Here is a 26652-nt window from a genome sequence, read left to right as displayed (position 1 = left end):
GCGTTACAAGTCGCCAGGCAGCTTTACACAGGCGCCAAGGTCGATTGACATGAGGTGATCACGATAGAGGCTCCAACCAACCAGGAGCCCCGTCATGAAAACCTCGATCAAACCTGTTCTGATTCCCGTCCTTGCCGGCCTGATCGGTCTGAGCGCCAGCGGCCTTGCACAAGCCAAGCAGGATCGGGCCCGTGTGATCAGCAGCACACCCGTGGTGCAAAAAATCGCTGTGCCCCGCGACGTCTGCCATGACGAAACGGTCGTTGTGCCAGGTCGTAAGACCGGTGCCGGCGCGGTCATCGGCGGCATTGCCGGTGGCGCCATGGGCAATGCCATCGGTGACGGCAATGGCCGCGCCCTGGCCACGATGATCGGCCTGGTGGGTGGCGCCGTGGTGGGCAACCACATCGAAGCGCCCCGCCATGCCACCACCCAGGTGGTGCGCCACTGCAGCACCCAAACCCACTTTGAGCACCGCACCGTCGGCTACGACGTCGTCTACAAATACGCTGGCGTGAAGTACAAGGTGCAGATGCCGCAGGACCCAGGCCGCTATGTGAAGGTGAATGTGAACGTGACGCCTACCTACCCGGGCCGTCCTCAGCATGCCCATGGACAGCGCCACGTGATGCAGGCACAGGCCGCCACCCACGTGATGGTCGGCTCCCAGTACTACGCGGCGCAGCCAGAGATCCAGCCGGTGCACTACCAGGGTGGCCAGCGCAACTGGCGCTGAGCGAGAACTGGCAGAAGTTGACTTTCGCCGCCTGGACGCATCGAAATGAAGAAGGCGACCCTCGGGTCGCCTTCTTCATGGCCAGATCGGGTGCTCCGCAATCACCCGCCTTTCAGAGCTTCTGCAGTGCGTCGATGCGTTCTTCCATCGGTGGGTGGGTCGAAAACAGCTTGCCCAGTCCGCCGGAAATGCCCAGCGCTTGCATGGTTTTGGGTAGTTCGCCCGGCGTCAGGCCCCCAGACGAGCCAGGGCGTTGATCATGGGTTGCTTGCGACCCATCAGTTGAGCGGCACCGGCGTCGGCACGGAACTCGCGTTGACGGCTGAACCAGGCCACGATGATGGCGGCAAGAAAGCCCAGCACGATGTCCATCACGATGGTGGTCACGAAATAGCCGATACCGGGACCGCTGCTGTTGCTGTCGCCTCTGCGCAGAAAGCTGTCCACCGCATAGCCGATGACGCGGCTGAGGAACACCACAAAGGTGTTCATCACGCCCTGGATCAGCGTCATGGTGACCATGTCGCCGTTGGCCACGTGCGCGACTTCGTGGCCGATCACGGCCTCGACTTCTTCCCTGGTCATGCTCTGCAGCAGGCCCGTGGACACCGCGACCAGGGCGGAGTTCTTGAAAGCGCCAGTGGCGAAGGCATTGGGTGCACCGTCGTAGATGGCGACCTCGGGCATGCCGATGCCGGCCTTGTTGGCAAAGGTCTGCACGGTCTGCACGATCCAGGCCTCGTCGGCGTTCTGGGGCTGGTTGATCACGCGTGCGCCGGTGCTGAACTTGGCCATGGGCTTGCTGATCAGCAACGAGATGATCGCGCCACCAAAACCGATGACCAGCGAGAAGCCGGCCAGCGCCGTCATGTTCAGGCCGTTGGCGGTGAGGAAACGGTCCACGCCCAGGATGCGGGTGGTGATCAACAGCACCGCCATCACGGCGACGTTGGTCAGGACAAACAACAGGATGCGCTTCATGTTTTCTCCAAAAATGGCTGACGCCTGGGTTTCCCGGCATGGCTTGCGATCCGGAGCGTGCCAGCAAGGTTCCCATGCTCATCGGGGTCTCGGTACAAGCCTGCCCGGACGGGGCAGCGCATGATACCGAGAATCCAGTATGGGGTCAGGGCATGGGAAATCAAGCGGAATGCCTTGAATTTCAAGGCATTGCGCCGACGCGGCCGTGGCTGGAAGGCGCGGCGGACGAAACACCGACGAATCGTCATAAAACGCAGGCACGGCGTTGTCGGCCCACCAGCCCGGCACCCCCAGCACCGGCAAAGGCGTGAAGGGTTTGGTGGCCAGTTCGTCACGATCCAGGCGGCTTGCCAGCCACCTGTCCCAGTCGGCCAGATGGCTGCCCAGCGCCTCAGGCACCGCCTGGCGGTACACATGCGCAGTGATCGACTTGTACGGCTGCACCAGCTTCTCCAGCAGGGCGTGACCAAACAGCACCAGCCGGGCTTGCGGCCAGAGCGGACGCAATGTCACAAAGAGCCGCGGCCAGTCGCGTGCCAGCAGCGCCTGCCACAAGGGCTCCGGGGCCTGCAAAAGCGCGGCGTTTTCGTCAAACAGGGTCAGCGCGTCGCGCACCCTGCCCCGCACCGAGCCCACGCCCGCCGCAGCGATTTCAGCCCCCTGCATTTGGTTGAGCCTCTGTTTGGTGCATGGAAAACGCAGCCAGATCAACCCATTGAAGAAGTCGTGCAGGTTGTCGCGCGTGGGCACGCAGCCGGTTTCGAAGATGTGGCTTTCGTAGGCAACGCCTTGTGGCAGTTCGCCCTGGGAAACAAAGCGCAAAGGACGGGACGCCCCTGCAAACAGCCCAGGGCCTGCTAGTTCATTCAAGGCGTGGGGCAGGCTTGCCCCAGCAGCCACTCGCTGGGATACGGCCTCGCCATCGGGAGCCACCACCGAAAACCACTGCTGCCCCCAGTCGGGTTCCCTCGGCAAAGCCATTGCAGCTTCGCTGCCCGGTGGCATTTCGCCCGCTTTCACTGGACTTCAGGCCACCAGACGCCACGGCAGCGCCTCGCCCGAGCGCAGGGGTTTGAGTTCGGTTTCGCCAAAAGTGAAGCTGGCCGAAGGTGTCCAGCTTTCCTTGCGCAAGGTGATGGTGCCGGTGTTGCGCGGCAGGCCATAGAACGCCGGTCCGTTGAAGCTGGCAAAGGCTTCGAGCTTGTCGAGGGCGTTGGCGGCCTCGAACACCTCGGCGTACATCTCGATGGCGGCGTGGGCGGTGTAGCAGCCCGCGCAGCCGGTGGCGTGTTCCTTCAGGTGAGCCGGATGCGGCGCGCTGTCGGTGCCCAGAAAAAAGCGATCACCGCCGCCCGTGGCTGCGGCGACCAGGGCCTGGCGATGGGTTTCGCGTTTGAGCACCGGCAAGCAGTAGTAGTGCGGGCGGATGCCGCCGGCGAAGATGGCGTTGCGGTTGTACAGCAGATGGTGCGCGGTGATGGTGGCGCCCAGGAACCGATCGCCGTCGGCCACGTACTGGGCGGCTTCCCTCGTGGTGATGTGCTCCATCACGATCTTGAGTTCAGGGAAGTCGCGACGCAGTGGCGCCAGGTGCTGCTCGATGAACACCGCTTCACGGTCAAACAGATCGATCTCGGGCGAGGTGACCTCACCGTGCACCAGCAAAAGCACCCCGGCGCGCTGCATGGCTTCCAGGGTCTTGTAGGTCTTGCGGATGTCGGTCACGCCGGCATCGCTGTTGGTGGTGGCACCGGCCGGGTAGAGCTTGACCGCCACCACGCCCGCCTCTTTCGCCCGAGCAATCTCATCGGGCGGCAGGTTGTCGGTGAGGTAGAGCGTCATCAGCGGCTCGAACGCCATGCCCACCGGCACCGCAGCCCGGATGCGTTCGGCATAGGCCGTGGCCTGGGCCGCCGTGGTCACGGGAGGCTTCAGGTTGGGCATGATGATCGCGCGGCCAAATTGCGCTGCGGTGTGGGGCACCACGGTGCGCAGGGCATCGCCGTCACGCACATGCAGGTGCCAGTCGTCCGGGCGGGTGATGGTGAGGGTGTCGGGGGAGGAATGGGTGGGCATCCGCCGATTGTCTCAAACTGGCGAGAAAACCAACTCCAGTCCCAAACCGCTTCCGGCGCGAAGTGTCTTCAAACCAAGGGCAGCGAGGGACGGCTCCGCCGGCCCAAGCTGCCGTCCCCCTCCAAGCGCCGCAAAGCGGCGCGCCAGAGAGGGGGGAAGCCGCGTCAGCGGCGCAGGGGGGAGTCCCTTCTACGGCATCTGGTCCGTAGGGTATTTCCAGAGATCGCGCAGCAGGTAACTGGCGGGCAGGTTCAGCGCCACATTGCGCGGGGGGATCGGCTGCTCGAACCAGCGGCGGTAGATCTGCTGGATCTCGCCGCTGTAGATCATGCGCCGCATCTCGTCGTCGATGACTTTCTTGAAGGCGGGCTCGTCCTTGGGCAGCATGATGGCCAGCGGTTCGGTCGTCAGGAATTTCCCCACCACTTTCAGCGCCTTCGGGTCCGGCCGCCCTGCGGCCAGACCGAAGAGCAGCACGTCGTCCATGGCGAAGGCCTGGGCCCTGCCGTCCTCCACCATTTCCACCGCGCGTTCGTGGTCGTCGGCTTCAATGATGTCGAGTTTGAGCTGGCGCTCGAAATCCACCTTGCGAAGCGCCGCCAGGGGCGTGGTGTTGCGGGTGGAGACCGCGGCTTTCAAAGCCGGGTGATCGATGCGGTCGATCGGGCTGTCGGCCTTCACCAGCAACCGGGCGCCCGTGATGAAGTGCGGCACGGTGAACGCCACCTGCTGGCGCCGGGCAGCGTTGTTGGTGGTGGACCCGCATTCCATGTGGGCCCGGCCCTTCTCGATCGCTTCGATCCGGTTCGCGGGTGTGACCTGCAGGTAGCTCACATCGAGCCGATCCAGCGCCAACGACCGTTGCACCGCCTTGGCCAGCATCACACACACATCGAGCGCGTAACCCACGGGCCGCCCCTGGGGGTCCAGGTAAGAAAACGGCACGGACGACTCGCGGTGTGCCAGCACCAGCTTTTTCTCAGCCTTGATGCGATCCAGCAAGGCGCCCGTCTGGGCCTGCGCCAAAGAAAAAGCCGCAAGCAAGCTCGCGGCGACAAGCAGCGCACGAGCGCAGAAACCATGGGACATGAACAAGCTCCGTTGTGGTGAACCTCCCTGGTCAACCAGCCAGCCAGGCTGGATGGGCAGGGGGAGCTTAGGGAGTTAGCAATGCGTATGCCAATGCAGTTATGGCATGCCGCCATGCTGTCCGACTTTTGTCACGAAACCCGCCAAAACCCGCTGAGGAACCTTGACGGCGATCTGCTTGTATCAGGCCTTGTTGCGTGCCAGGTTCTCCGCCAGCCGGCTCCAGAACACCTGCACCGTGCGTTTGCCCTTCTGGTTGTCCAGTGGCCGGGCACGGTAGATGCGGATGTCGAGCTCGGCCTCCAGGCCACCGCCCGCAGACACCAGCTTCTTGGCACGCACTTCCTTGCGCACGGCGCTGGATGGCAGGAAGGCGATGCCATGACCCTCCAGCGCCATGGCCTTCAGGCCTTCGGCCATGTCGGTCTCGTAGATTCGGTCCAGATGAACGGGTGTGCCGCCCTGCTTCACCAACTGGTCCACCGCACGCCCCAGGTAGGCGCCCGGTGCGTACGCCAGGTAGGGCACCGGCTGACTGGCCGTGCCCGGGAGCATGTACAGGGGAGCCCCCTGCTCGTTGGGCCGCACATAGGGTGCCAGCAACTCACGTCCCAGGGGCAACATTTCATAGCGTTCAGCGTCCAGCCGGATCGGCTGGGCCGCGTGGTGGTAGGCGATCAATAGGTCGCAACTTCCCTCAACCAGGCGCATCACGGCATCGTGAACGTTGAGAGCAATCAGGCGGCTCTTGATGGGTCCGCTGATCTCGCGCAGGCCCGACAACCACGACGGAAAAAAGGTGAACGCCAGCGTGTGCGGCACTGCGAATTCGATCACGTCTTGCGCCGCAGCGGTGTGCGCCCGCATCATGGCTCGTGTGCTTTGCAGTGCCTGCAGCATCTCCAGTGCCTGGTCGTACAGCGTCTGCCCGGCCGGCGTGAGCCGGGTCGGGTACGACGAGCGATCAACCAAATCGGTGCCCGCCCAGGCTTCCAGCGACTGGATGCGCCGGGAGAAAGCGGGTTGTGTGACGTGTCGCAGCTGCGCCGAGCGGCTGAAACTGCGGGTTTCAGCAAGACTGACGAAATCTTCGAGCCATTTGGTTTCCATAAACGCGAATTGTGACACTCCCGCGTCGCTCCGCGCTCAGTGTCACTCCCCCAGGGGGCGATGCCAACACGCCTGAGGGGAAGTCAATCCAGAACAGCGCGGAACCGGCTTTGCCGGGCCGCTGCTGTTGCCCCCTTGGGGGGTGACGCCGAACGCGGCGCGGGGGGGCCAATCTTCAATCCGCCCCAGACTGCTGCAGCGCCCACATCCCCGCATAAATACCACCCGAAGACACCAGCTGCGCATGCCGCCCCCGCTCAACGATCTCGCCATTGACCAGCACCAGGATCTCATGCGCATCCACCACGGTCGACAGGCGGTGCGCAATCACCAGCGTGGTCTTGTTGCGGGCGGCGGACTTCAGTTCCGCCTGAATGGCACGCTCGTTGGCCGAATCCAGCGCGGAGGTGGCTTCGTCAAAGATCACGATGGGCGGGTTCTTGAGCAAGGTGCGGGCAATGGCCACACGCTGTTTTTCGCCGCCCGAGAGCTTCAAACCCCGCTCACCCACCATGGTGCGGTAACCCAGCGGCAGCTTTTCGATGAAGCTGTGGATGTGCGCCGCGCGGGCGGCCGCCACTGCCGCCTCGTGGCCGGCGTCGGGCTTGCCATAGAGGATGTTGTATTCGATGGTGTCGTTGAACAGCACCGTGTCCTGCGGCACGATGCCGATGGCTTGTCTTACGCTGGACTGGGTGACATCGCGAATGTCCTGGCCGTTGATGAGAATGCGGCCTGCGCCGTGGGGACCCGTGCCCTGTTGATTACCCACATCGTAAAAGCGGTAAAGCAGGCGCGCCAGGGTGGATTTGCCTGAACCGGACGGCCCGACCACGGCCACGGTTTTGCCGGGTGGGATCTCGAAACTCACGCCGTGCAGGATCTCGCGTGCCGGCTCGTAGGCGAATCGCACGCTCTCAAACTTCACTGCCGGCGGACCATCCAGCGCCAGCGGCTGGGCATCGGGCGCATCGGCAATTTCACGCTCCTTCTCCAGCAGCACGAACATCTTGTCCAGGTCGGTCAGGCTCTGCTTGATCTCGCGGTACAGCACCCCCAGGAAGCCCAGCGGAATGTAGAGCTGGATCATGAAGGCATTGACCATGACCAGGTCGCCCAGCGTCATCTCGCCGTCCACCACGCCTTGCGTGGCGCGCCAGAGCATGAGCACCAGGGCAATGGCGATCACCAGTTGCTGGCCCGCATTGAGCAAAGACAGCGTGGTCTGGCTCTTGATGCGGGCGCGGCGCAGCTTTTCCAGCGCTTCGTCGTAGCGGCTGGCCTCAAAGGCCTCGTTGTTGAAGTACTTGACCGTTTCATAGTTCAGCAACGAGTCGATGGCACGGGTCTGGCTGACCGATTCCAGCTCGTTCATCTGACGCCGGAACTTGGTGCGCCATTCGGTGACCACCACGGTGAAGCTCACGTACAGCACCAGCGCCACCAGCGTGATCCACACGTAGCCCATGTCGAACTTGGTGCCCAGCAACGCCAGCACCATGGTCACCTCGATGAGGGTGGGCACGATGCTGTAAAGCGAATACGAGATCAGCGACTGAACGCCGCGCGTGCCGCGCTCGATGTCACGCGTCATGCCGCCGGTCTGCCGCTCCAGATGAAAACGCAGGCTCAGGGCATGCAGATGACCAAACACCTCCAGCGCAATGCTGCGCGTGGCGCCTTCGGTGGCCTTGGCAAACACCAGCTCGCGCAATTCGGTGAACACACTGGTGGACAGGCGCAGGCCACCGTAAGCCAGCAGCAGGCCAAGGGGCACCACCAGCATCGATTCCACACTGCCGGGGCGGATGCTCATCGCGTCCACCAGTTCCTTGAGCAGCAGCGGCACGCTCACGTTGGCCATCTTGGCCGCCACCATGAACGCCAGCGCAAACACCACGCGCCATTTGTAGCGCCACAGGTAGGGCAGCAGGCGCGCCAGCGTGGCCCAGTCGGATCGGCCGGGCTTGCCGGTGGCGGGTGAATCGGGGCTGGCAGGCAACGGCTGTGAGACGGACGTGGGGCGCATGAACGAGAATGTGTGCTGTGAATGTGTTGTTGTTTCCAGATTGTGACCATGTCCACCGAATCAAGCCCGCGCCCCGAAAGTGCCCTGCCCCAGGACCGTGAACTGGTGCTCAAGGTCATTCCCATGCCCGCCGACACCAATGGCAATGGCGACATCTTTGGCGGCTGGGTCATGGCCCAGGTCGACCTGGCCGGCGCCGTGCTGCCGGCGCGCTACGTGCGCGGACGCATGGCCACGGTGGCGGTGAACCAGTTCATCTTCAAGCAGCCGGTGCGGGTGGGCGACATACTGAGCTTCTTCTCGCACGTCACGCGTGTGGGCAACACCTCCATCACGGTGCAGGTCGAAGTGTTCGCCGAACGCTTCTCGGCGCAAGGCCAGTACGTGAAGGTGACCGAGGCCAGCCTGACCTATGTGGCGATCGACAACGAAGGCCGGCCGCGACCGATTCCCAAAGACGGGTTGAACATTCCGGGTTTGGCAGCTTGACCGCGCGGTCTGCAGCGCCGCCAACGCCCGGTTCAGGCGCTTTGTTAGCATGCCGGCGTTGGCGCTGAGCAGCTTACCCGGCCAGCGGCATCGCACACTCCACCCACCAGGGTGGCCCCTCCGACATCCGCCAAGGGACATCCAGAATGAAACTTCGAAACACGCTTCCCGCCACGCTGGGCCTGTGCTTTGCCCTGCTCGGCAGCACCGCCCATGCCCAGGTGCCCGAACAGGGTTTTCTGTGCTGCAACATGCGCACGGATGGCAGCTGGATCAGCGACATCAACTACGAAGAGAGCGGCAAGCGCATCATCCCCTACGGCACACCACTGACGTTCAAAGGGTACGGGCGCAACCGGGTGGAAGTGGAAATGGAAGGCAAACGGCAGTGGCTGGGCAACGACTACAGCCGCGACCTGAGCAAGGAAGCCTTTGCCCAGCGCTACATCGTCGCGGCCGATCCCCGCACGGTGGTGGCCAAGGCGAGCCCGAAGGTGCGCCAGGCGATCGAGAGCGCGCGCATCACGCCGGGCATGACACGCGAGCAGGTGGCGATGGCTGTGGGCTACCCCGTCAGCAGCGAAAACCCGAACCTGGACGCGCCGCGCTGGCGCTACTGGTTGTGGAGCTACTCGCCTTTCACCGTGATCTTCAATGAGCAGGGGCGTGTGACCTCGGTGGAGACCGACGCGGACACGATGCTCAAGGTCTTTCTGAAGTAAGAAACCCCGCCGCGGCCCAATCGAGACACTGAGCCCTCGGCGAAATGCCTATCTGGCCAGCGCAGGCCGGGCGCTGCTCAGCGCGCGGCGGGTACGGTGGATTGCCCGGCCGCAGACCGGGCGTCCAGCACCGCCTGCGCCCATTCGACCGGGCGCTCCTGAGGCAGGTTGTGCCCTGCCCCATCGAAAACCCGATGCTCGTAGCGCCCGGTGAAATGTTCAGCGTGGTGGGCCGTGCCGCTGTTAACGCCATCGGCGCTGCCGTCGATGGCGATGGTGGGCACCCCGATGGGTGGCTGGGCGGTCAGGCGGGTTTCGATGTGGGCATAGGCCGGGTCGCCTGGCACCAGTCCGAACCGGTGGCGATAGGAGTGGATCACCACTTCGACGAAATCGTCGTTATTGAAGGCGGCGGCACTGCGCTCAAAGGTGGGCTCGTCAAAAGCCCAGCTGGGGGACCACATGCGCCATAACAACCGGGCAAGGCCTTTCCGGTTCCTCGCCAGGCCGCGCCGTCCGCGCTCGGCGTGGAAGTAGTACTGGTACCAGAGGGAGGCCTCGACTTCGGGTGCCGCCGGCTCCCAGGATCGGGGGATGTCCTGCAGGTTGTAGGCGTTGCCTGAAACCAGTGCGACGACGCGCTCCGGCCAGAGGGCCGCCACGATGCAGGCAGCTCGCCCGCCCCAGTCATAACCGGCCAGCACCGCGCGCTGCAGCCCCAGGGCGTCGAGCAAGGCCAGCAGATCGGCTGCCAGTGCGGCTTGCTCGCCAGAACGCGGCGTCTCCGGTGACAGGAACGCGGTCGGCCCGTAGCCACGCAAATAGGGCACGATGACCCGGGCACCAGCCGCCGTCAGCCTGGGCGCCACCTCGGCATAAGCGTGGATGTCGTAGGGGAAACCGTGACACAGAACACAGGGCCAGCCATCGGCGGGTCCCTGCTCCATGTAGCCAACGCGCAGCACGCCGGCTTCGATCGAGTGGATGGTCGGGATGATGGTCATGGTTCAAAAGCTCCCATCGGACTCAGGCGCTCCAGCGGGAACGCCAGCAGCGGTAGATGTGGTCGGCCAGCGCCTGGCTTCCCGCTTGGTACTGACGGGTGGCGGCGTTCATGTCTGCGGGTGATTGCACGCTGTCGGGGTGTTGAGCCACGGCTGCGGGGTACACATGGCCCGGCGAGGCCAGCCAGGTGCCGATTTTTTCTGGGGTGATTTCGATGTGGAACTGCATCGCCAGGTGGGGGCCGATGGCGAAGGCCTGGTGGGTGCAGGTGGCGGACGTGGACAGGTGTTCTGCGCCTTGGGGCAGGTCCACGAAGCTGTCGTAGTGCCATTGGTAAACCACCGCTTCACTCGCCTCACCCAGCCAGGTACGCGCTGCGTCGCTGTCTGCCATCTGGATGGGTAGCCAGCCCACCTCGGGTTGCGGCAGACGCTCCACCCGCCCGCCAAATGCGCGGGCCATGAGCTGGCCACCCAGGCAATGGCCAATGACCGGTATGCCCAATGTGTCGGCTTCGCGGATCAGGGCCTCGGCCTGGCGCAGCGTGGGGCGGTCGTCGTTGGCGCTCCACTCGCCACCCAGCACCGCGAGACCGCGAAAACCGCGCACAGAGTCGGGGTAGGCCTCGCCGGCCTCGGCGCACAGCACCTGCCACGACACGCCTTGCGCATCCAGCCACTGCCCCAGGTAGCCGGGTGCATCTTCCAGGGTGTGCTGCAGCACGAGCACTTCCGGCGGGTGGTCGTGGGGCGTGTTGCTGGATCGGTCATTCATCCGGCCCATGATACGAAGTCATCTGCGCATGGAGGGGCCAATGGGGGACGGCGCCGGGGAACCGCTCAGAACTGGCCGTGGCGCCCGGCCCCGCTGGCGAAGCGGCGCGCGCCCTCCAGGGCGTCGGGAATGCGCTCACGGCCCCGCGCCCACTCCTGCTGCAGGGCCTCCCCCATGGGCAGGTCCCACTGGCGGTAGGCACTCTCGCGGTCGGCTCGCAGGGTGGCTTGCGGGAACTTCGCCAGTTGCTGCGCCAGCGCCACAGCAGCTTCGCGCGCCTGGCCCGTGGGTACCACCCGGTTGGCCAGGCCGATGCGCTGCGCCTCTGCGGCCTCCACCTTGCGCCCGGTCAGGATCAGGTCCATCGCATGGCCCATGCCGATCAGTCGCGGCAGCCTCACCGTGCCACCGTCGATCAGCGGCACACCGAAACGGCGGCAGTAGACGCCGAAATAGGCGTCCGCCTCCATCAGCCGAAGATCGCACCACAGGGCGAGTTCCATGCCGCCAGCCACCGCAGCACCACTGATGGCGGCGATCACGGGTTTGCTCAAGCGCAACCTGCTGGGCCCCATGGGGCCGAGGGCCCGCGCATCGCTGGCAGCGAAGTCCAGTCCCTCAAGACCGCCGGTCTGCTCACCTTCGGCCAGCGCTGCGCCAAACTGCAGGTCCCAGCCGGCGCAAAAATGCCCGTTCGCACCGTGGAACACCGCCACCTTGGCAGCGGGGTCATCTTCAAAAGCCAGGAAGGCGGCGTGCAGGGCTTGGGCAGTGGGCGTGTCGACCGCGTTGCGCACCTCGGGTCGATCAAGGGTGACGATCCAGATCCCGTCGTCTCGCTTTTCGGTCATGACGCAGGCGGTATTCATGGGCTTGTTTCCCCTGGGTTCGTTTGCTGGCCCTCGCCCCACCACCCCACACGCGGGGTGTTCAAAGCCTGTTCCAGTTCGGCCTGCGTCACCTCAATCTCCAGCCGCAACAAGGCCCCCGCCATCGCCTTGCCCAGATTGTCTAGGCGCAGGTTGCGCGCGCCACCGCCTTGCAATGCGCCGCGTAGCACGAACTTGAGCGCCAGGATGTTGGGCAAGGCCCAGGCATCCACTTCGCCCGGCAGCCAGGACGCAAAGTGCGCCTGCACACGCGCTGGAGTGACCTCACGTGCCAACAAGGCGTATCCCGCTGCGTTCCATGCGAACAGCCCAAAGTCGACCCAGTCGGCCTTGTCGCCGCTGCGCGCGTGCGCGATACGCACCAGAGGGATGCGGACAGTGGCCGTGGGTGATCCACCATCAGATCGCCAGGAAACAGGCTCGGCACTGACGGTGTCCCGGGGTGCTGGCGGAGCGGCACTGGCCTCTGCTCTTGCGCTGACCGGCACGGCCACCGGCGCGGAACTGCCCAGCAGCTCGACTTTCACGCCGGCTTCCACCGCCTGCCGCGGCACCAGCGTGGGCCAGATACCCAGCAGTTCGCTGGTGTTGTGCAGCCCGCTGAAGCCGCAGGTGTAGGCCGGGCCGCTCAGGCCGATCCAGGGAAACAGCCGGCCAAAGCCGTCGGCAGCGGCCTTGCTGGGTGTGCGCAGCACAAGGCGCGTCCAGATTTCGTTCAGCTCGTGGAGCGCGGCCGTATCGGGCACAGGCGCAAGCGCACCATGGGCGGAATTCAGACCCGGGTATTCCACGAACAGCTCGTCAAACGGCACGCGCCTGTCCGCCAGTAGCGCGCGGATGGTGGCTTGGGCGGCCTGAGCCTTGTCCCAGGCGTCGGGCCACGAAAAACCCCAGGTCACCTCGGCCTTGTGGCCATCCCGGTAACCGGCCACCACCTTGAGCGTGCCGGTGGGGGCGCTGCCTCGTGCGCCGGTCAACCTCACCCGATCGCCACCCTCGTCGCTCAGCCGGATGTGCCCCATGTCGAGCACCACGTCCGGCGAAAAGTAGGCGTGCGGGTTGTGCACCTCGTACAGCAGTTGCTGGCGCACGGTGTCGACGTTGACACGCCCACCTGTGCCAGGCGCCTTGGTGATGAAGGCGGTGCCGTCCTCCCACACTTCTGCGATGGGGTAACCGATGTGGGCGAGATCGGGAATGGCCAGCCAGGCGCCCTGGCTGCCGAAGTTGCCCCCACTGCCCTGGCCGGAACACTCCAGCAGGTGCCCCACGGTGAGGCCTTGCGCCAGCCGGTTCAGATCGGTCTCGGTGGTGGCGTCTTCCAGCGTCCAGCCCAGGGCGTGCACCAGGGGCCCCAGGAACAGCGCCGCATCGGCCACACGGCCGGTGATGACGATGTCCGCCCCGGCCTCCAGCGCGCGCACGATGGGCGCAGCCCCCACGTAGGCGTTGGCGAACACCAGACGCTCGCGCACGGTGTCCACGGGGGAACCATTGAACAGATGGGCAAACGTGTCTGGCGGCGCCTCGGTGCTGAGCAGCTGGGGCAAGACATCGTCGCCAGAGACCACCGCCACACGGGCTTGCAGGCCCTTGGCGGCGAAGGCTGCCAACACGGCCTGTGCCGCACCGTGCGGATTCAGGCCGCCTGCGTTGCAGACGAAGCGCACACCGCGCGGCTGCATGAGCGGCCACAGGCGCAGCAGCATGGGCACCACGTCGCGCGCATAGCCCAGCGCCGGGTCGCGTTGCCGGTCTTTCTGCAGGATGGCGAGCGTGAGTTCGGCGAGGTGGTCGCTGGCGATGAACTGCACGTCACCCAGCTCAATGCTGGCCGCCACAGGCTCCCAGTTGTCACCGTAAAAACCGAGGCCTGAGCCGATGCGGATGGACTTCATGACGATTGGATGAAAGGGGAGCGTGCAGCATAGAACCTCGATCCATTTTTGCCAAGCACATGCTTTTCAAAAATCCACGTGCTGCGAGGTGCTCATTCACCATAGCCTGATGCTGGCACGTAAGCGACTCCTTTGGGGAGAACCCTAGCGTCAGTCTTGTGCAAGACAGCTATAAACACCGCACACCGTCTGGGTGACCTGCCACAAAGCCTGCAGCAGCCGCCGGGAGGATGAAGGCGCCAGACCACACAGGAGACATCGCGTGCAACTGCTGCAACTGCTCATCAGCGGCGTGGCCCAGGGCTGTATCTATGGCCTCATTGCCCTGGGTTTCGTGCTGATCTACAAGGCCACGGAGACGGTCAGTTTTGCCCAGGGCGATCTGATGATGGTGGGGGCTTTTGCTGGCCTGGCCACCATGACGGTACTGGGTTTCCCGTTCTGGTTGTCGGTGCCGGCGGCCATCATCGCGATGGGCCTGTTCGGCGTGGTGCTCGAACGCGTGGTGATCCGCCCCATTCTGGGGCAGCCGGCGTTTTCCATCGTGATGCTGACCATTGGTGTGGGCTACGTGCTGCGCGGCCTGATCACCATGATTCCCGACATCGGCACCGACACCCACACGCTGCCCGTGCCTTACGCCGGCGAGGTGATCCGCCTGGGTGCGCTGGTGCTCTCTGCAGAACAGGTGGTGGTGATCGGCGTCACCGTCGTGCTGTGTGCCGGCCTGTTTGCCATGTTCCGGTATTCCAAGCTCGGGATCGCCATGCAGGCAGCCTCGCAGAACCAGCTCGCAGCCTACTACATGGGCATTCCGGTCAAGCGGATCAACGGTCTGGTCTGGGGCCTGGCCGCAGCCGTGGCGGCGGTGGCCGGCCTGCTGCTTGCCCCCATCACCTTCGTACACGCCAACATGGGCTTCATCGGCCTCAAGGCCTTTCCGGCCGCGGTGGTGGGCGGCTTCGGCAGCCTGCCCGGGGCCATCGTCGGCGGTCTGATCATCGGCATCGTCGAAGCCCTGGCCGGGTTCTACCTGCCCGAAGGCTTCAAGGACATCGCGCCCTACATCGTGGTGCTGTTCATGCTGGTGCTCAAGCCCAACGGCCTCTTCGGCGAAAAACTAAGGAAAAAAGTATGAGGAAGCCGAGCAGCCACTTGAGCCGAGGTCACGTCAAGGGCTGCCGCGGAACCGGCTTTGCCGGGCCGCTGGCAGCGCCCCCCTCGGGGGGAGGCGCCAAAGGCGCTTCGGGGGGGAGTCGCTGACATGCGTTTTCTATTTAAGACCGACTACAACCAGGACATCCGCCTGGCCAAACATGGCGGCCATGTGTTCTGGTACGGGCTGCTGTGCCTGTTCATGGTGGCCGCGCCCTGGCTGGTGCAGGAGTACTGGCTGGCGCAGTTCACCTTCGTGCTGATCTACGCCATCGTGGGGCTGGGGCTGATGCTGCTGGCCGGGTTCACCGGTTTATTCTCGCTGGGCCATGCTGCGTTTCTGGGCGTGGGTGCTTACACGCAGGCCATCATGGTCAACGCCGGCTTTCCGTTTCCGCTGGCGCTCGCTTGTGCGGGGCTGCTGTCGGCGGCGGTGGGCATGGTGGTCGGCCTGCCGGCGCTGCGGGTCAAAGGCATCTACCTGGGCATGGCCACGCTGGCCTTCGGCTTCATTGTGGAAGAAGGCATGGCGCGCTGGGAGAGCGTGACCGGCGGCAATGCCGGCATGATGGTCAACTACCCAGCCCTGTTCGGCTGGGAGCTGGACACACCCACCGAGTTCTACTTCCTGTGCCTGCTTGTCACGGTGTTGTGCACGCTGGGCATCGTGAACCTGCTGCGCTCGTCCACCGGGCGGGCCTTCGTGGCCATTCGCGATTCCGAAATTTCGGCGCAGAGCATGGGCATTCACCTGGCGCGCTACAAGACGATGAGCTTTGCGCTTTCTGCCGCTCTGGCAGGCCTGGGCGGTGCGCTGTATGCGCACCAGATCCAGTTCCTCTCGCCTGACCAGTTCAGCCTGCTGCAGTCGGTGGACCTGCTGCTGATGATCGTGATCGGCGGTCTGGGGTCCATCCATGGCGCGTTCCTGGGCGCCATCTTCATCATCGTGATGCCGCAGCTGATCTCCATCGGCAAGGACTTCCTGCCCGCCGTGATTGCAGACGCCACCGGCCTCAAGGGGGTGGTCTACGGCGTGGTGCTGGTGGCCATCGTGCTGTTTGAACCCATGGGGCTCTATGGCCGCTGGCTCAAGATCCGCACCTACTTCCAGCTGTTCCCGTTCTACCGCAAGGGCATGTTCAAGCGGCAGAAATCGTTCCAGAAATCCGACAGACTGAAATGAACCACCCGAACATCCCAATCGAAGGACGGGCTCCTGTCCAGGGCGCCGTGGAACCGGCTTTGCCGGGCCACCAGCGCCGCCCCCTGGGGGGTGACGCCGCAGGCGGCGCGGGGGGGATCTTGCTTTCTGCGAACAACCTCAGCGTGCGCTTTGGCGGCGTGCTGGCGGTGAACAACGTGAGCTTCGACGTGAAGCGTGGCGAGGTGTTCACCCTGATCGGGCCCAACGGCGCCGGCAAGACCACGGTGTTCAACCTGATCAGCCGTATCTACACGCCCACTACAGGCCACATCGGCTATGCAGGCCCCGACGGCATGCTCAAGCTCACCGAGCAGCCGCCGCACAAGATCGCATCTCTCGGTATTGCGCGCACCTTCCAGAACATCGAGCTTTTTGAACACGCCACGGTTTTGCAGAACCTGCTGATCGGGCGCCACACGCACCGCAAGACCGGGCTTTGGAGCGAGCTGTTCTTCACCGGCAAGACGCGCGCTGCGGAGATCGAGGCGCGCGAGAAGGTGGAGCATGTGATCGAGCTGCTGGACCTGCAGCACCACCGCGAATCCATGGTGGCCGGCCTGCCGTATGGCGTGCGCAAGGTGGTGGAGCTGGCGCGAGCGCTGTGTACCGAGCCACAGTTGCTGCTACTGGACGAACCGTCTTCCGGCCTGAACGTGGAAGAGACCGACGACATGGCCTTCTGGATCACCGACATCAAGAACGAGCTCGGCATCACCGTGCTGATGGTGGAGCACGACATGTCGCTGGTGTCCAAGGTGTCCGACCGCGTGCTGGCCATGAGCATGGGCGAAGAACTGGCCACCGGCACACCGGCGCAGGTGCAGGCCCATCCCGGCGTGATCGAGGCCTACCTGGGGTCGGTGGACGATGTGTCCAACCTGCGCCGTGAGCACCAGAAGACTGCGAGGGTCACAGCATGACTGTTGCTACTTCTGATGCGCCGGTCCTCAAGCTGCTCAACGTCGAGAGCGCGTATGGCCCCATCAAGGCCATTCGTGGTGTGAGCCTGCAGGTGCGGCGCGGCGAAATTGCGACCGTGCTCGGCTCCAACGGTGCGGGCAAAACCACCATCCTGAAAACCATCAGCGGCATCATCGACCCGCGCAAGGGCAGCATCGAATTCAAGGGCGAGCCCATCACCGCGCAAGACCCGGCCTTCATCGTGCAGCAAGGCCTGAGCCATGTGCCCGAGGGACGCGAGGTGTTCCCGCTGCTGAGCGTGCGCGACAACCTGCTCATGGGCGCCTACACCCGCAAGGACCGCGATGGGGTGGCGCGCGACATCGAAGTGGTGTTCGGCTACTTCCCCATTCTGCGCGAGCGCGCCGCACAAGACGCCGGCCTGCTTTCCGGCGGGCAGCAGCAGATGCTGGCCATCAGCCGCGCGCTCATGGCCAACCCCGACCTGATCTTGCTCGACGAACCCAGCCTGGGCCTGAGCCCGAAGCTGACCAAGGAGATTTTCGAGATCGTGGTGCGCATCAACCGCGAGCGCGGCACCACCATCCTGCTGGTGGAGCAGAACGCCAACATGGCGCTCAATGCGTCCGACTATGGCTACGTGCTGGAGAACGGCCGCATCGTGATGGAAGACACCTGTGCCCGGCTGCGCGAGAAGGACGACATCAAGGAGTTCTACCTGGGCATGAAGGAAGAAGGCGTGCGGGCGGACCGGCGCTGGAAGAAAAAGAAAAATTGGAGATGAACATGACCCACCCCTGCGCCGCGCTTTCAGCGCGTCACCCCCTCAAAGGGGCAATGCCAGTGGCCCGGCAAAGCCGGTTCCACGGCATTCCCGGATCAAGTCGCGCCTCGCCGACAGTGGGTTTTGCATTCAGGGCACCGCGGAACCGGCTCTGCCGGGCCGCCAGTGCCGCCCCCTGGGGGGTGACGCCGAAGGCGGCGCGGGGGGGGCTATGAGCACACTCTGGGACTTATCCCATATCCAGCCGCAGCCCAACATCGTGATGCAGGGTGAGACCATCCCGGCCCTGTTCTGGAATGCTGCAAAGGCGCGCGGGCCGAATGTGTGGATGCGACAGAAGGACTTCGGCATCTGGCGCACCTGGACCTGGAACCAGACCGCCGAGGCGGTGCGCGAGATATCGCATGGTCTCATGGCGCTGGGCTTTGGTCCGAAGGAGACCGCGTCCATCCTCTCGAACACCAACATCGAATGGGTGCTGTGCGATCTGGCGGTGCTGAGCGCGGGCGGTGTGTCCAACGGCATCTACCCCACCGACGCTTCCGAGCAGGTGCAGTACCTGTGCGAAGACTCCGGCACCACGGTGCTGTTTGTGGAAGACGACGAACAGCTGGACAAGGCGCTGGTGGTGCGTGAGCAGTTGCCCAGGCTGCGCAAGATCGTGGTGTTCGACATGGAAGGCCTGCGCGACCTGGACGACCCGCAGGTGATCAGCCTGGACGCGCTGCGCGAACTGGGCCGCGAACATGCCCGCCAGCACCCGCAGTTGCTGGAGGAACGCGTCGCAGGCTGCCAGCCGGACGACCTGGCCATTCTGGTCTACACGTCCGGCACCACCGGCAAGCCCAAGGGCGCCATGCACAGCCACAAGGGGCTGGTCTACACCGTGCGTGGTTACAACACGCTGATCTCGCGCGACGAGAACGACGAGTGCATGTGTTTCCTGCCGCTGTGCCACATCGCCGAGCGCATGGGCGGCGAGTACTTCTCGCTCTACACCGGCGCCAAGCTCAATTTCGTGGAGAACCCGGAGACGGTGCCGGAAAACGTGCGAGAGATCGCGCCCACGGTGTTCACCGCCGTGCCGCGCGTGTGGGAGAAGTTCTATTCGGGCGTGATGATCGCGCTCAAGGAATCCGGCAAGCTGCAGCAGGCAGCCTACGGCTGGGCCATTGGCGTGGGCCAGCGTGTGGCTGACCTGGTGCTGGCCAAGCAGCCCGTTCCCGGCTCGCTCAGGTTGCAGTTCCATGTGGCTCGCACGCTGGTCCTCAACAACGTGCGCAAGCTCATCGGCATTCACAAGGCGCGCTTCCTGGTGACCGGTGCCGCGCCCATTTCGCCGGATCTGGTGCGCTGGTACATGGCGCTGGGCGTACCCATGCTGGAAGTCTGGGGCATGACCGAAACCTGCGGGGCCTCCACCGGCATCCCGGCCGAACGCATCAAGCCCGGCAGCATCGGCCCGGCCGCCAGTTACAACGAAGTGAAGCTGGACCCGGCCACTGGCGAGATCCTGGTGCGCGGGCCCAATGTGTTCATGGGCTACCTGAACCTGCCAGAGAAAACCGCCGAGACCATCGATGCCGATGGCTGGCTGCACACGGGCGATGTGGGCGTGGTCGATGAGGAAGGGTTTTTCCGCATCACCGACCGCATGAAAGACATCATCATCACCGCAGGGGGCAAGAACATCACGCCGAGTGAGCTGGAGAACGAACTGAAGTTCTCGCCCTACGTCACCGACGCGGTGGTGATCGGCGACAAGCGGGCCTACCTCACAGTGATCATCATGATCGACCAGGAGAACGTGGAGAAATTTGCGCAGGACAACGACGTGCCGTTTTCCAACTACGCCAGCCTGACCCGCTCAATCGAGGTGCAGCAGCTCATTCAGGAAGAAATCGACCGCGTGAACAAGAAGTTTGCCCGCGTGGAACAGATCAAGAAGTTCTTCCTGCTCGACACCCAGCTTTCGGCCGAAGACGAAGAACTCACGCCCACCATGAAGCTCAAACGCAAGCTGGTTGAAAAGAAGTATTCCCCGCAGATCGAGGCCATGTACAGCTGATCCTGCACGCATCTGCCACGCCACCACCCATCACCCGTTCACAACCAAGGAGACAAGTGCATGAAGACCAAACCGACACTGATCGCCGCCAGCTTGTTGCTGGCCAGCGCGACCGCCTTTGCCCAGACCCAGGGCGTCACCAAGGACGAGATCGTGCTGGGATCGATCCAGGATCTTTCCGGCCCTCTGGCGGGCTTCGGCAAGCAGGTGCGCTTCGGCATGATGCTGCGCGTGGACGAGGCCAATGAGCAGGGCGGCATCAATGGCCGCAAGATCAAGCTCAATGTGGAAGACTCCGGCTACGAGCCGCGCCGCGCCGTGCTGGCCGCGCAGAAGCTGGTCAACCAGGACAAGATCTTTGCCATGGTGGGCCACATCGGCACCGCGCAGAACATGGCCGCCATGCCGGTGCAGTTCCAGAAGAACGTGATCAACTTCTTCCCCGTGACCGCCGCGCGCGAAATGTACGAGCCCTTCCACAAGCTGAAGTACTCGTTCGCTGCCACCTACTACGACCAGATGAAGGCCGCCGTGCCACTGCTGGTGAAGGAAAAAGGCGCCAAGAAGGTCTGCACCATGTACCAGGACGACGAGTTCGGCCTGGAAGTGTTCCGCGGAGCCGAAGAGGGCCTGAAGTCCATGGGCATGCAGTTCGCCGAGGTCACCACCTTCAAGCGCGGTGCCACCGACTTCGCCTCGCAGATGCAGAAGCTGGCTTCTTCGCAATGCGATTTTGTGGTGCTGGGTACCATCATCCGCGAGACCATTGGCGGCATTGCCACGGCCAAGCGCCTGGGCTTCAACCCCACCTTCCTGGGTTCCAGCGCGGCCTACACCGACCTGATCCACAAGCTCGGCGGCCCTGCCATGGATGGCCTCTACGCCACCATGACCGTGCAGAACCCCTACCTGGACGCCGCATCGCAACCGATCCGCTTCTGGGCCAACAAGTACAAGACCAAGTTCAACGAAGACCCGACGGTGTTCTCGGTGTACGGCTACTCGCTGGTTGATTCCTTCCTGCGCGCCGCCAACAAGGCCGGCCCGAACCTGACCACCGACAGCTTCATCAAGGCCATGGACACCATGGTGATTCCACCGGACATGTTCGGCAGCTCCGAGATGACCTTCGGTCCACAGAAACGCCTGGGCAGCAATGCCACCCGTCTGTCGCAGTTGGAGAACGCGCGCTGGAAAGTGGTGTCAGACTATTTCAAGGTGAACTGAACCTCCAAGTCTTGTTCACTGCCGCCGGTGCGCAGGTGCCGGCGGCTTTTTTTTGCCCGTGACAGAGCGCATGCGCTAAGGTGCCCGCATGTCACCCACCCTTGCCGGCCTCCTGGCCGACACCCTGCTGGCGCTGCATGTGGCCATCGTGCTGTTCGTGGTCGGCCTGTTGCCGCTGGTGCTTGCCGGCGGCGCGCTTGGCTGGCGCTGGGTGCGCCACTACGGCCTGCGCCTGAGCCATCTGGGTCTGATGATCTTCATCGCCGCTCAGACCTGGCTGGGGCAGTTGTGCCCGCTCACCGTGTGGGAGCAGGCACTGCGGCGCACGGCGGGCCAGGGCAGCTACGGTGAGAGCTTCATCGAACACTGGCTGTCCAGGCTGCTGTACTGGGACGCACCCTGGTGGGTGTTCGTGGCGGCCTACACCGGGTTTGCTCTGGTGGTGATCATGGCTTGGTGGTGGGTGAAACCAGGGCGATGAGCGCCGGTTCGTGCGCCTCGCAGAATGCCATGGCCGACACCCCCTGCGGGCATTGCCAGAAGCGGCAATCAGGGCCCACGCAGGTAAGAATTCAACGCTTGGGCAGAAAATGCGTGCAAAAGCTTCCGTTTTTTGGTATCACTGCCACTTCGGTAGACCAATTTACTCAGGGGGTTTGCTTGATGCGCACGGTTTGTCTCCGTGGCAACAAGGAAGGTGGCCCCTTAAATGTCTTCCTGGCCCAGCAAGCCGAGCGGCGAAAAGCCGGCCTCACAAAGAGAGCGGGACCCAGGATCGATTGCGGGTGGTCTGACCGCGTCCTATGAAGAGGTGTTCGCACTCGTCCCCGTCGCGTGCGCCATCGTGCGCCTGTCCGACGGGCTGATCCTGGCGGTCAACGACGAATGGTGTGCGCTCGTGGGCATCCCGCGCGCCAGCGCCCTCGGCAACACCACGACGCAGCTCGGTCTGTGGCGAGACGACGAGCAGCGCAGCGCCTATCTGCCCCACCGGGATGACACCAGCCGCATCTATGTGCTGCGCGCTGCCAACGGCATGCGAAAGATGATTCGCATCCGCACGCGGGTGCTGCGCACGCCAGGCGCCGAGTTGCTGGTGACCAGTTTGACGGAGGTGTCTGAAGAGGCGGCCGTTCGCACCGACCTGCAACGCGCACTGGAGGAGCTGTCCCGGACCAACCTGGCACTGCGTGCGCGCATCGAGCTGCACCATGAAATCGAACTGCTCGCCCAGGTCGGCGCCTGGACCAATGAGGCAGGCAAAGAACAAGTCACCTGGAGCGAAGGGCTGCACGCGATCACCGGCTGGCCACGCCGATTCGCACTCGATAAAAAGACCGCTCGAAGCGGCATTCATCCCGACGACCTTCCGACCTGGCTGCAAGCCCGGGAGGCCATGGACGGCCGGTCGGTCGACTTCCGCTGGATCACCATGCAGGGCCAGACCCGCTGGCTGCGCAGCCGGATGGGGCGGTCCCGGGTACCTGGCAATCCCGAAACCGACTTTGGCGTGGTGCAGGACATCTCGGCAGAGATCGAGGCGCGACAGGCGCTTCAGGCGCAACTCGACCTGCTCAACGAGATTGCGCAGCGCGTGCCTGGCGTGATGTACCAGGTCCATCGGCGCCCCGACGGCCAGACCGAGGTGACGTTCCTCAGCGATCAGGCCGAGCAGATGCTGGAGCTCGGCCCGCACGAGCACAAGACCGATCCCCGTGCGCTGTTCGCTCGTGCCCACAGCGAAGATCTCCCCCGGCTTCTGAGCGACCTGGATCGATGCGCGTCCCTGGGTCTCAACCTGCGAGAGAACTACCGGGTTTGTCTGCCATCGGGCGCTGAGCGCTGGTTCCGGTTCGAGGCCTCACCGCGCAACGAACCCGATGGCTCGGTGCTGTGGCACGGCTATGTGGCCGACGTGACCGATGAACGCAACGCACGCGCGGCCATGGAGCGCCAGCAGCAGCTGCTGCAGGCCGTGAGCACGGCCATGAGCCTCTACATCAGCTCCGATGGCAAGACCGAGGTGTTCGGTCGCTTGCTGGAGAGCATCGGCGAGGTCGTCGGACCGACCGCCTCGTTCCTCGCCGAGACAACGGCATCGACCCACGGAGCGCTGGATCGCCCGACCCGCCTCGAAGGTGTCTTCATGGGCACCGCAGGCAGGCCGCAGCCGTTTCGCCTGGAGGATGCCCCCACCCTTGACCTGCTGGCGGGCGGAAGTGCGGTGGTGCTGCCGCCCAGCCACCCGTGTCACGCAGCGCTGCGGCAGGGGTCGCCCACGGACGATCCGCTGGTGCTGGTGCCCCTGCTGGCCCAGTTGGAGCTGATCGGACTCATCGGCCTGCAACACCCCGATCCGGACGCCGTGACCCGCGAACTGGGTTTCCTCGAACCGCTGATCCGCACAGCCGCGCAGATGCTGCTGGCCTGGCAGATTCAGAGCGAACGCGCCAGCACCTTGAAGCGGCTGGCCGAGACCTCCGAGCAGCTCACGACCCAGAGGCGGGCCTTGCAGGTCGTCCTGGACAGCATGGCGCAAGGCCTGGCCAAGCTCGATGCCAACGAGCGCATCTCCTTCTACAACCGCCGCATGGTGGAGCTGCTCGATGTGCCGGACGCCTTCATGGCCTCCGGACCCACCCACGCCCAGGTGGCGGAATTCCTGGCTCGCCGAGGCGATTTCGGTGAGGACTACGAGCTGGTGGATCCCGGCGCCCGGGCGTATGTTCAATCCCCCGGTGGTGTCGAAGCGCCAGAGGTTTATCTGCGAAAAACCCGGAGTGGCCGCTACCTTGAGGTGGGCACCCGTGCCTTGCCCGAGGGCGGCGCCATTCGCACCATCACCGACGTGACGCCTTACATGGCGACGCAACAGGAGCTCGCGGCCGAGCGGCAGCGGCTGGCCTGGATTCTGGAAGCCACACGAACCGGCACCTGGGAAAACCACATCGGCAGCGATGACCTCAAGATCAACAGCCGCTGGGCCGAGATGGTGGGCTACACACTCGACGAACTTGGCGAGGTGACGAACGCCACCTGGGAGCAGCTCGTCCACCCGGACGACCTAGTGTTAGCCGAAGCGGCCAGGAGCGACCACATTGCCGGACGGACCCCGTTCTATGAATGCGACATTCGCATGCGGCACAAGCAAGGGCACTGGGTCTGGATCAACACGCGGGGTCGCGTGCACCGGCGGGCCAGCGACGGCAAGCCGCTGTACATGTCCGGCACCCACATTGATATCTCCGACCGGGTGAAGGCTCAGGAGACGGTGAACAGGCTCAACGAGAACCTGGAGCGTCTGGTCGCCGACAGAACCCGGAACCTGGAGCGCACACTGCGCGACATGGAGGCGATCGCCTACTCCATCGCCCACGACCTGCGCACGCCGCTGCGCTCGGTCAACGGCTTCGCGGCCGTGCTGCTCGAAAGCGAAGCCAAGCGCTTGAGCGAAGCGGGTGCGGATTCCGTGGCCCGCATTGTGGGTTCATCTGCCCGCATGGGCCAGATGCTGACGGAAATGCTGGATGTGCTGGCGGTCGTCCGTGCGGAGATCAGCGGAGAGAACATCGACATGCACACCTTGGCCGTGTGCATCGAGCACGAACTGGGTCTGCGGGCAGCGGGCGTCGACCTGAGGCTCGATCCCGTACCCCATGCCATCGGCGATCAAAAGCTCATCAAGCAGGCGCTGCGCAACCTCATGGACAACGCGTGGAAGTACGCCCGCCATCGCGATCCACCGCGCGTACACCTGGGGTTTGATGCCGCACGCGGCGCCTACTTTGTTCGCGACAACGGCATCGGTTTCGACATGACCCAGGCCCCGAAGCTCTTCGGCCTGTTCCAGCGGCTGCATGGCGACCCCACCGTGCCCGGCCTGGGAATCGGCCTGGCCATCACGGCGCGGATCATCGAGCGCCACGGCGGCCGGATCTGGGCAGAGGCCACACCTGGAGAAGGCGCGACCTTCTGGTTCAGCCTGCCCATGGACGCCGGCCAGACCGGCATGCCAGACGCTGCGTGAACAAGGGTGGAGCAAGCAACGGGCGGACCGATCTGCCTTCCTTGAACGCGCCGGGTGACCACCTTCAAATCCTCGCATCGGTCGGGGACGAAGGCGGTGCAACTGACCCTGGGCCTCATATCCGACTATATTGATCGGCTATGGACAAAGCTACCACGACCCCCACCCCGCCCGGTCCCCGGACCTCCATCGACAAGCACAAGATCCGCTTCCTGTTGCTGGAGGGCATTCACCCCTCGGCGGTGGCGGTGCTGCGCGCGGCGGGCTACAGCCAGATCGAAAGCCTGCCAGGCGCCCTGCCGGACGATCAGCTCAAGGCCCGGATCGCCGACGCGCATTTCGTCGGCATCCGCTCGCGCACCCAGCTCACCGCCGAGGTGCTGAGCCACGCCCAGCGCCTCGCCGCCGTGGGCTGCTTCTGCATCGGCACCAACCAGGTGGACCTGAGCGCGGCGCGCGAGCGCGGCATCGCCGTATTCAACGCGCCGTTTTCCAACACCCGCTCGGTGGCCGAACTGGTGCTGGCCGAGGCCATCCTGCTGATGCGCGGCATCCCGGAAAAGAACGCCGTGGCGCACCGGGGTGGCTGGCTGAAATCGGCCAGCAACTCGTTCGAGATCCGCGGCAAGACGCTGGGCATCGTGGGCTACGGCGCCATCGGCACGCAGCTCTCCGTGCTGGCCGAAGCCCTGGGCATGCAGGTGGTGTTTTTTGACGTGGCCACGAAGCTGCCGCTGGGCAATGCCCGGGCACTCACCAGCCTGGACGAGCTCATGGCCACCGCCGACGTGGTGAGCCTGCACGTGCCCGAAACGCCGGCCACGCAATGGATGATCGGCGCGGCGCAACTCGCGCGCATGAAGCCCAGCGCCGTGCTCATCAACGCATCGCGCGGCACCGTGGTGCAGGTGGACGCACTGGCCAGCGCGCTGCGAAACCAGGCCCTGCTCGGCGCCGCGATCGACGTGTTTCCTGAAGAACCGCACAGCAACAAGGACACGTTCGAGTCACCGCTGCGTGGCCTGGACAACGTGATCCTCACGCCGCACATTGGCGGCTCCACGCTGGAAGCGCAGGAAAACATCGGCATCGAAGTGGCGGAAAAGCTGGTGAAGTACAGCGACAACGGCACCACCACCTCGGCCGTCAACTTCCCCGAAGTGGCTCTTCCCGCGCACGCCGGCAAACACCGGCTGCTGCACATCCACCGCAACGTGCCCGGCGTACTCTCCAGCATCAACCGCATCTTTTCCGACCACCAGATCAACATCGCCGCGCAGTACCTGCAGACGCGTGAAGACGTGGGCTACGTGGTGATGGACATCGACGCCGCGCATTCCGAGCTGGCCCTGGCCGAACTCGCGCGCGTGCCCGGCACCCTGCGCAGCCGCGTGCTGTTCTGAGCCGGCCAGCACACAACACGCACCCAGCACCGGGGTTTCATCCCAACAGCGCCATTCGGGC

At 64.5% G+C, this 26652-nt stretch carries 21 protein-coding genes and 1 pseudogene; 12 read left to right on the top strand and 10 right to left on the bottom strand.

Annotated elements, in window-relative coordinates:
• Window positions 1-94 precede the first annotated feature (94 nt).
• Window positions 95-736, top strand: a complete 642-nt coding sequence (locus tag J2W49_RS10540) for a glycine zipper 2TM domain-containing protein (RefSeq protein ID WP_310315439.1) — start codon at window positions 95-97, stop codon at window positions 734-736.
• Window positions 737-848: 112 nt separating this feature from the next.
• Here J2W49_RS10540 and htpX read toward each other — a convergent pair.
• The 6 genes and pseudogenes from htpX to J2W49_RS10510 all read right to left on the bottom strand — a co-directional run bounded on the left by htpX (window position 849) and on the right by J2W49_RS10510 (window position 8021).
• A pseudogene (gene htpX, locus J2W49_RS10535) lies at window positions 849-1717 on the bottom strand (protease HtpX).
• Window positions 1718-1795: 78 nt separating this feature from the next.
• The gene (locus J2W49_RS10530) at window positions 1796-2587 is read right to left on the bottom strand and encodes a DUF3025 domain-containing protein (protein WP_405001009.1); all 792 of its coding nucleotides are present in this window, start codon (window positions 2585-2587) and stop codon (window positions 1796-1798) included.
• Window positions 2588-2743: 156 nt separating this feature from the next.
• The gene (pyrC, locus tag J2W49_RS10525) at window positions 2744-3793 is read right to left on the bottom strand and encodes a dihydroorotase (protein WP_310315436.1); all 1050 of its coding nucleotides are present in this window, start codon (window positions 3791-3793) and stop codon (window positions 2744-2746) included.
• Between the two features lie 189 nt (window positions 3794-3982).
• Window positions 3983-4882 (bottom strand): amino acid ABC transporter substrate-binding protein, encoded by a 900-nt coding sequence (locus J2W49_RS10520; protein WP_310315435.1) that lies wholly within the window; start codon window positions 4880-4882, stop codon window positions 3983-3985.
• Window positions 4883-5065: 183 nt separating this feature from the next.
• Window positions 5066-5992, bottom strand: coding sequence for a LysR family transcriptional regulator (locus J2W49_RS10515; RefSeq protein ID WP_310315432.1), 927 nt, complete (start codon window positions 5990-5992; stop codon window positions 5066-5068).
• A 175-nt stretch (window positions 5993-6167) separates the two neighbouring features.
• A complete protein-coding gene (locus J2W49_RS10510) occupies window positions 6168-8021 on the bottom strand; it encodes an ABCB family ABC transporter ATP-binding protein/permease (RefSeq protein WP_310315430.1) in 1854 nt (617 codons plus the stop codon).
• A gap of 48 nt (window positions 8022-8069) precedes the next feature.
• Here J2W49_RS10510 and J2W49_RS10505 point away from each other — a divergent pair, with 48 nt between their 5' ends.
• Window positions 8070-8510, top strand: coding sequence for an acyl-CoA thioesterase (locus J2W49_RS10505; RefSeq protein ID WP_310315428.1), 441 nt, complete (start codon window positions 8070-8072; stop codon window positions 8508-8510).
• A 146-nt stretch (window positions 8511-8656) separates the two neighbouring features.
• Window positions 8657-9232 carry an outer membrane protein assembly factor BamE domain-containing protein gene (gene bamE / locus J2W49_RS10500; RefSeq protein WP_310315426.1) on the top strand — a complete coding sequence of 192 codons (576 nt, stop codon included), beginning with the start codon at window positions 8657-8659 and terminating at the stop codon, window positions 9230-9232.
• Between the two features lie 77 nt (window positions 9233-9309).
• Here bamE and J2W49_RS10495 read toward each other — a convergent pair whose 3' ends face one another.
• The 4 genes from J2W49_RS10495 to J2W49_RS10480 all read right to left on the bottom strand — a co-directional run bounded on the left by J2W49_RS10495 (window position 9310) and on the right by J2W49_RS10480 (window position 13799).
• Entirely contained in the window at window positions 9310-10236 is a 927-nt protein-coding gene (locus J2W49_RS10495; protein WP_310315424.1) for an alpha/beta fold hydrolase, read from the bottom strand.
• A gap of 22 nt (window positions 10237-10258) precedes the next feature.
• Complete coding sequence (locus J2W49_RS10490; RefSeq protein WP_310315422.1) at window positions 10259-11011, bottom strand: type 1 glutamine amidotransferase; 753 nt, start codon at window positions 11009-11011, stop codon at window positions 10259-10261.
• Window positions 11012-11076: 65 nt separating this feature from the next.
• On the bottom strand, window positions 11077-11880 hold the full coding sequence (locus J2W49_RS10485; protein ID WP_310315420.1) for a crotonase/enoyl-CoA hydratase family protein: 804 nt from the start codon (window positions 11878-11880) through the stop codon (window positions 11077-11079).
• Complete coding sequence (locus J2W49_RS10480; protein ID WP_310315418.1) at window positions 11877-13799, bottom strand: acyclic terpene utilization AtuA family protein; 1923 nt, start codon at window positions 13797-13799, stop codon at window positions 11877-11879. Before J2W49_RS10480 ends, J2W49_RS10485 begins: the two co-directional genes overlap by 4 nt.
• Window positions 13800-14061: 262 nt before the next feature.
• Between J2W49_RS10480 and J2W49_RS10475 the strand changes: the two genes are divergently transcribed.
• The 9 genes from J2W49_RS10475 (at window position 14062) to serA (ending at window position 26591) form a co-directional block, all read left to right on the top strand.
• On the top strand, window positions 14062-14937 hold the full coding sequence (locus J2W49_RS10475) for a branched-chain amino acid ABC transporter permease (protein WP_310315416.1): 876 nt from the start codon (window positions 14062-14064) through the stop codon (window positions 14935-14937).
• A 126-nt stretch (window positions 14938-15063) separates the two neighbouring features.
• Entirely contained in the window at window positions 15064-16140 is a 1077-nt protein-coding gene (locus J2W49_RS10470; protein WP_310315414.1) for a branched-chain amino acid ABC transporter permease, read from the top strand.
• A complete protein-coding gene (locus J2W49_RS10465) occupies window positions 16137-17081 on the top strand; it encodes an ABC transporter ATP-binding protein (protein ID WP_310315412.1) in 945 nt (314 codons plus the stop codon). Before J2W49_RS10470 ends, J2W49_RS10465 begins: the two co-directional genes overlap by 4 nt.
• Window positions 17078-17866 carry an ABC transporter ATP-binding protein gene (locus J2W49_RS10460; protein ID WP_310315410.1) on the top strand — a complete coding sequence of 263 codons (789 nt, stop codon included), beginning with the start codon at window positions 17078-17080 and terminating at the stop codon, window positions 17864-17866. Before J2W49_RS10465 ends, J2W49_RS10460 begins: the two co-directional genes overlap by 4 nt.
• A 211-nt stretch (window positions 17867-18077) precedes the next feature.
• Window positions 18078-19934 (top strand): AMP-dependent synthetase/ligase, encoded by a 1857-nt coding sequence (locus J2W49_RS10455; protein WP_310315409.1) that lies wholly within the window; start codon window positions 18078-18080, stop codon window positions 19932-19934.
• A 60-nt stretch (window positions 19935-19994) separates the two neighbouring features.
• Complete coding sequence (locus J2W49_RS10450) at window positions 19995-21161, top strand: ABC transporter substrate-binding protein (protein WP_310315407.1); 1167 nt, start codon at window positions 19995-19997, stop codon at window positions 21159-21161.
• A gap of 88 nt (window positions 21162-21249) precedes the next feature.
• Window positions 21250-21642: a DUF2784 domain-containing protein gene (locus tag J2W49_RS10445; protein WP_310315406.1), complete on the top strand. Its 393-nt coding sequence runs from the start codon at window positions 21250-21252 to the stop codon at window positions 21640-21642.
• Between the two features lie 228 nt (window positions 21643-21870).
• The gene (locus J2W49_RS10440; protein ID WP_310315404.1) at window positions 21871-25188 is read left to right on the top strand and encodes a PAS domain-containing protein; all 3318 of its coding nucleotides are present in this window, start codon (window positions 21871-21873) and stop codon (window positions 25186-25188) included.
• Between the two features lie 140 nt (window positions 25189-25328).
• The gene (gene serA, locus J2W49_RS10435; protein WP_310315402.1) at window positions 25329-26591 is read left to right on the top strand and encodes a phosphoglycerate dehydrogenase; all 1263 of its coding nucleotides are present in this window, start codon (window positions 25329-25331) and stop codon (window positions 26589-26591) included.
• Window positions 26592-26652: the final 61 nt, after the last annotated feature.

The sequence above is a fragment of the Hydrogenophaga palleronii genome, assembly GCF_031457455.1.
GTDB classification, from domain to species: Bacteria; Pseudomonadota; Gammaproteobacteria; order Burkholderiales; family Burkholderiaceae_C; genus Hydrogenophaga; species Hydrogenophaga palleronii_A.
The sequence above is the reverse complement of the archived record's forward strand: the minus strand, read 5'-3'. Positions and strand labels throughout refer to the sequence as shown.

What these genes read in the sequence shown, in the direction of transcription:
- J2W49_RS10540 (WP_310315439.1), top strand. Translation starts at nt 95, where the DNA reads ATGAAAACCTCGATCAAACCTGTTCTGATTCCCGTCCTTGCCGGCCTG.
- pyrC (WP_310315436.1), bottom strand. Translation starts at nt 3,793, where the DNA reads ATGCCCACCCATTCCTCCCCCGACACCCTCACCATCACCCGCCCGGAC.
- J2W49_RS10520 (WP_310315435.1), bottom strand. Translation starts at nt 4,882, where the DNA reads ATGTCCCATGGTTTCTGCGCTCGTGCGCTGCTTGTCGCCGCGAGCTTG.
- J2W49_RS10515 (WP_310315432.1), bottom strand. Translation starts at nt 5,992, where the DNA reads ATGGAAACCAAATGGCTCGAAGATTTCGTCAGTCTTGCTGAAACCCGC.
- J2W49_RS10510 (WP_310315430.1), bottom strand. Translation starts at nt 8,021, where the DNA reads ATGCGCCCCACGTCCGTCTCACAGCCGTTGCCTGCCAGCCCCGATTCA.
- J2W49_RS10505 (WP_310315428.1), top strand. Translation starts at nt 8,070, where the DNA reads ATGTCCACCGAATCAAGCCCGCGCCCCGAAAGTGCCCTGCCCCAGGAC.
- bamE (WP_310315426.1), top strand. Translation starts at nt 8,657, where the DNA reads ATGAAACTTCGAAACACGCTTCCCGCCACGCTGGGCCTGTGCTTTGCC.
- J2W49_RS10495 (WP_310315424.1), bottom strand. Translation starts at nt 10,236, where the DNA reads ATGACCATCATCCCGACCATCCACTCGATCGAAGCCGGCGTGCTGCGC.
- J2W49_RS10490 (WP_310315422.1), bottom strand. Translation starts at nt 11,011, where the DNA reads ATGAATGACCGATCCAGCAACACGCCCCACGACCACCCGCCGGAAGTG.
- J2W49_RS10485 (WP_310315420.1), bottom strand. Translation starts at nt 11,880, where the DNA reads ATGAATACCGCCTGCGTCATGACCGAAAAGCGAGACGACGGGATCTGG.
- J2W49_RS10480 (WP_310315418.1), bottom strand. Translation starts at nt 13,799, where the DNA reads ATGAAGTCCATCCGCATCGGCTCAGGCCTCGGTTTTTACGGTGACAAC.
- J2W49_RS10470 (WP_310315414.1), top strand. Translation starts at nt 15,064, where the DNA reads ATGCGTTTTCTATTTAAGACCGACTACAACCAGGACATCCGCCTGGCC.
- J2W49_RS10465 (WP_310315412.1), top strand. Translation starts at nt 16,137, where the DNA reads ATGAACCACCCGAACATCCCAATCGAAGGACGGGCTCCTGTCCAGGGC.
- J2W49_RS10460 (WP_310315410.1), top strand. Translation starts at nt 17,078, where the DNA reads ATGACTGTTGCTACTTCTGATGCGCCGGTCCTCAAGCTGCTCAACGTC.
- J2W49_RS10455 (WP_310315409.1), top strand. Translation starts at nt 18,078, where the DNA reads ATGAGCACACTCTGGGACTTATCCCATATCCAGCCGCAGCCCAACATC.
- J2W49_RS10450 (WP_310315407.1), top strand. Translation starts at nt 19,995, where the DNA reads ATGAAGACCAAACCGACACTGATCGCCGCCAGCTTGTTGCTGGCCAGC.
- J2W49_RS10445 (WP_310315406.1), top strand. Translation starts at nt 21,250, where the DNA reads ATGTCACCCACCCTTGCCGGCCTCCTGGCCGACACCCTGCTGGCGCTG.
- J2W49_RS10440 (WP_310315404.1), top strand. Translation starts at nt 21,871, where the DNA reads ATGTCTTCCTGGCCCAGCAAGCCGAGCGGCGAAAAGCCGGCCTCACAA.
- serA (WP_310315402.1), top strand. Translation starts at nt 25,329, where the DNA reads ATGGACAAAGCTACCACGACCCCCACCCCGCCCGGTCCCCGGACCTCC.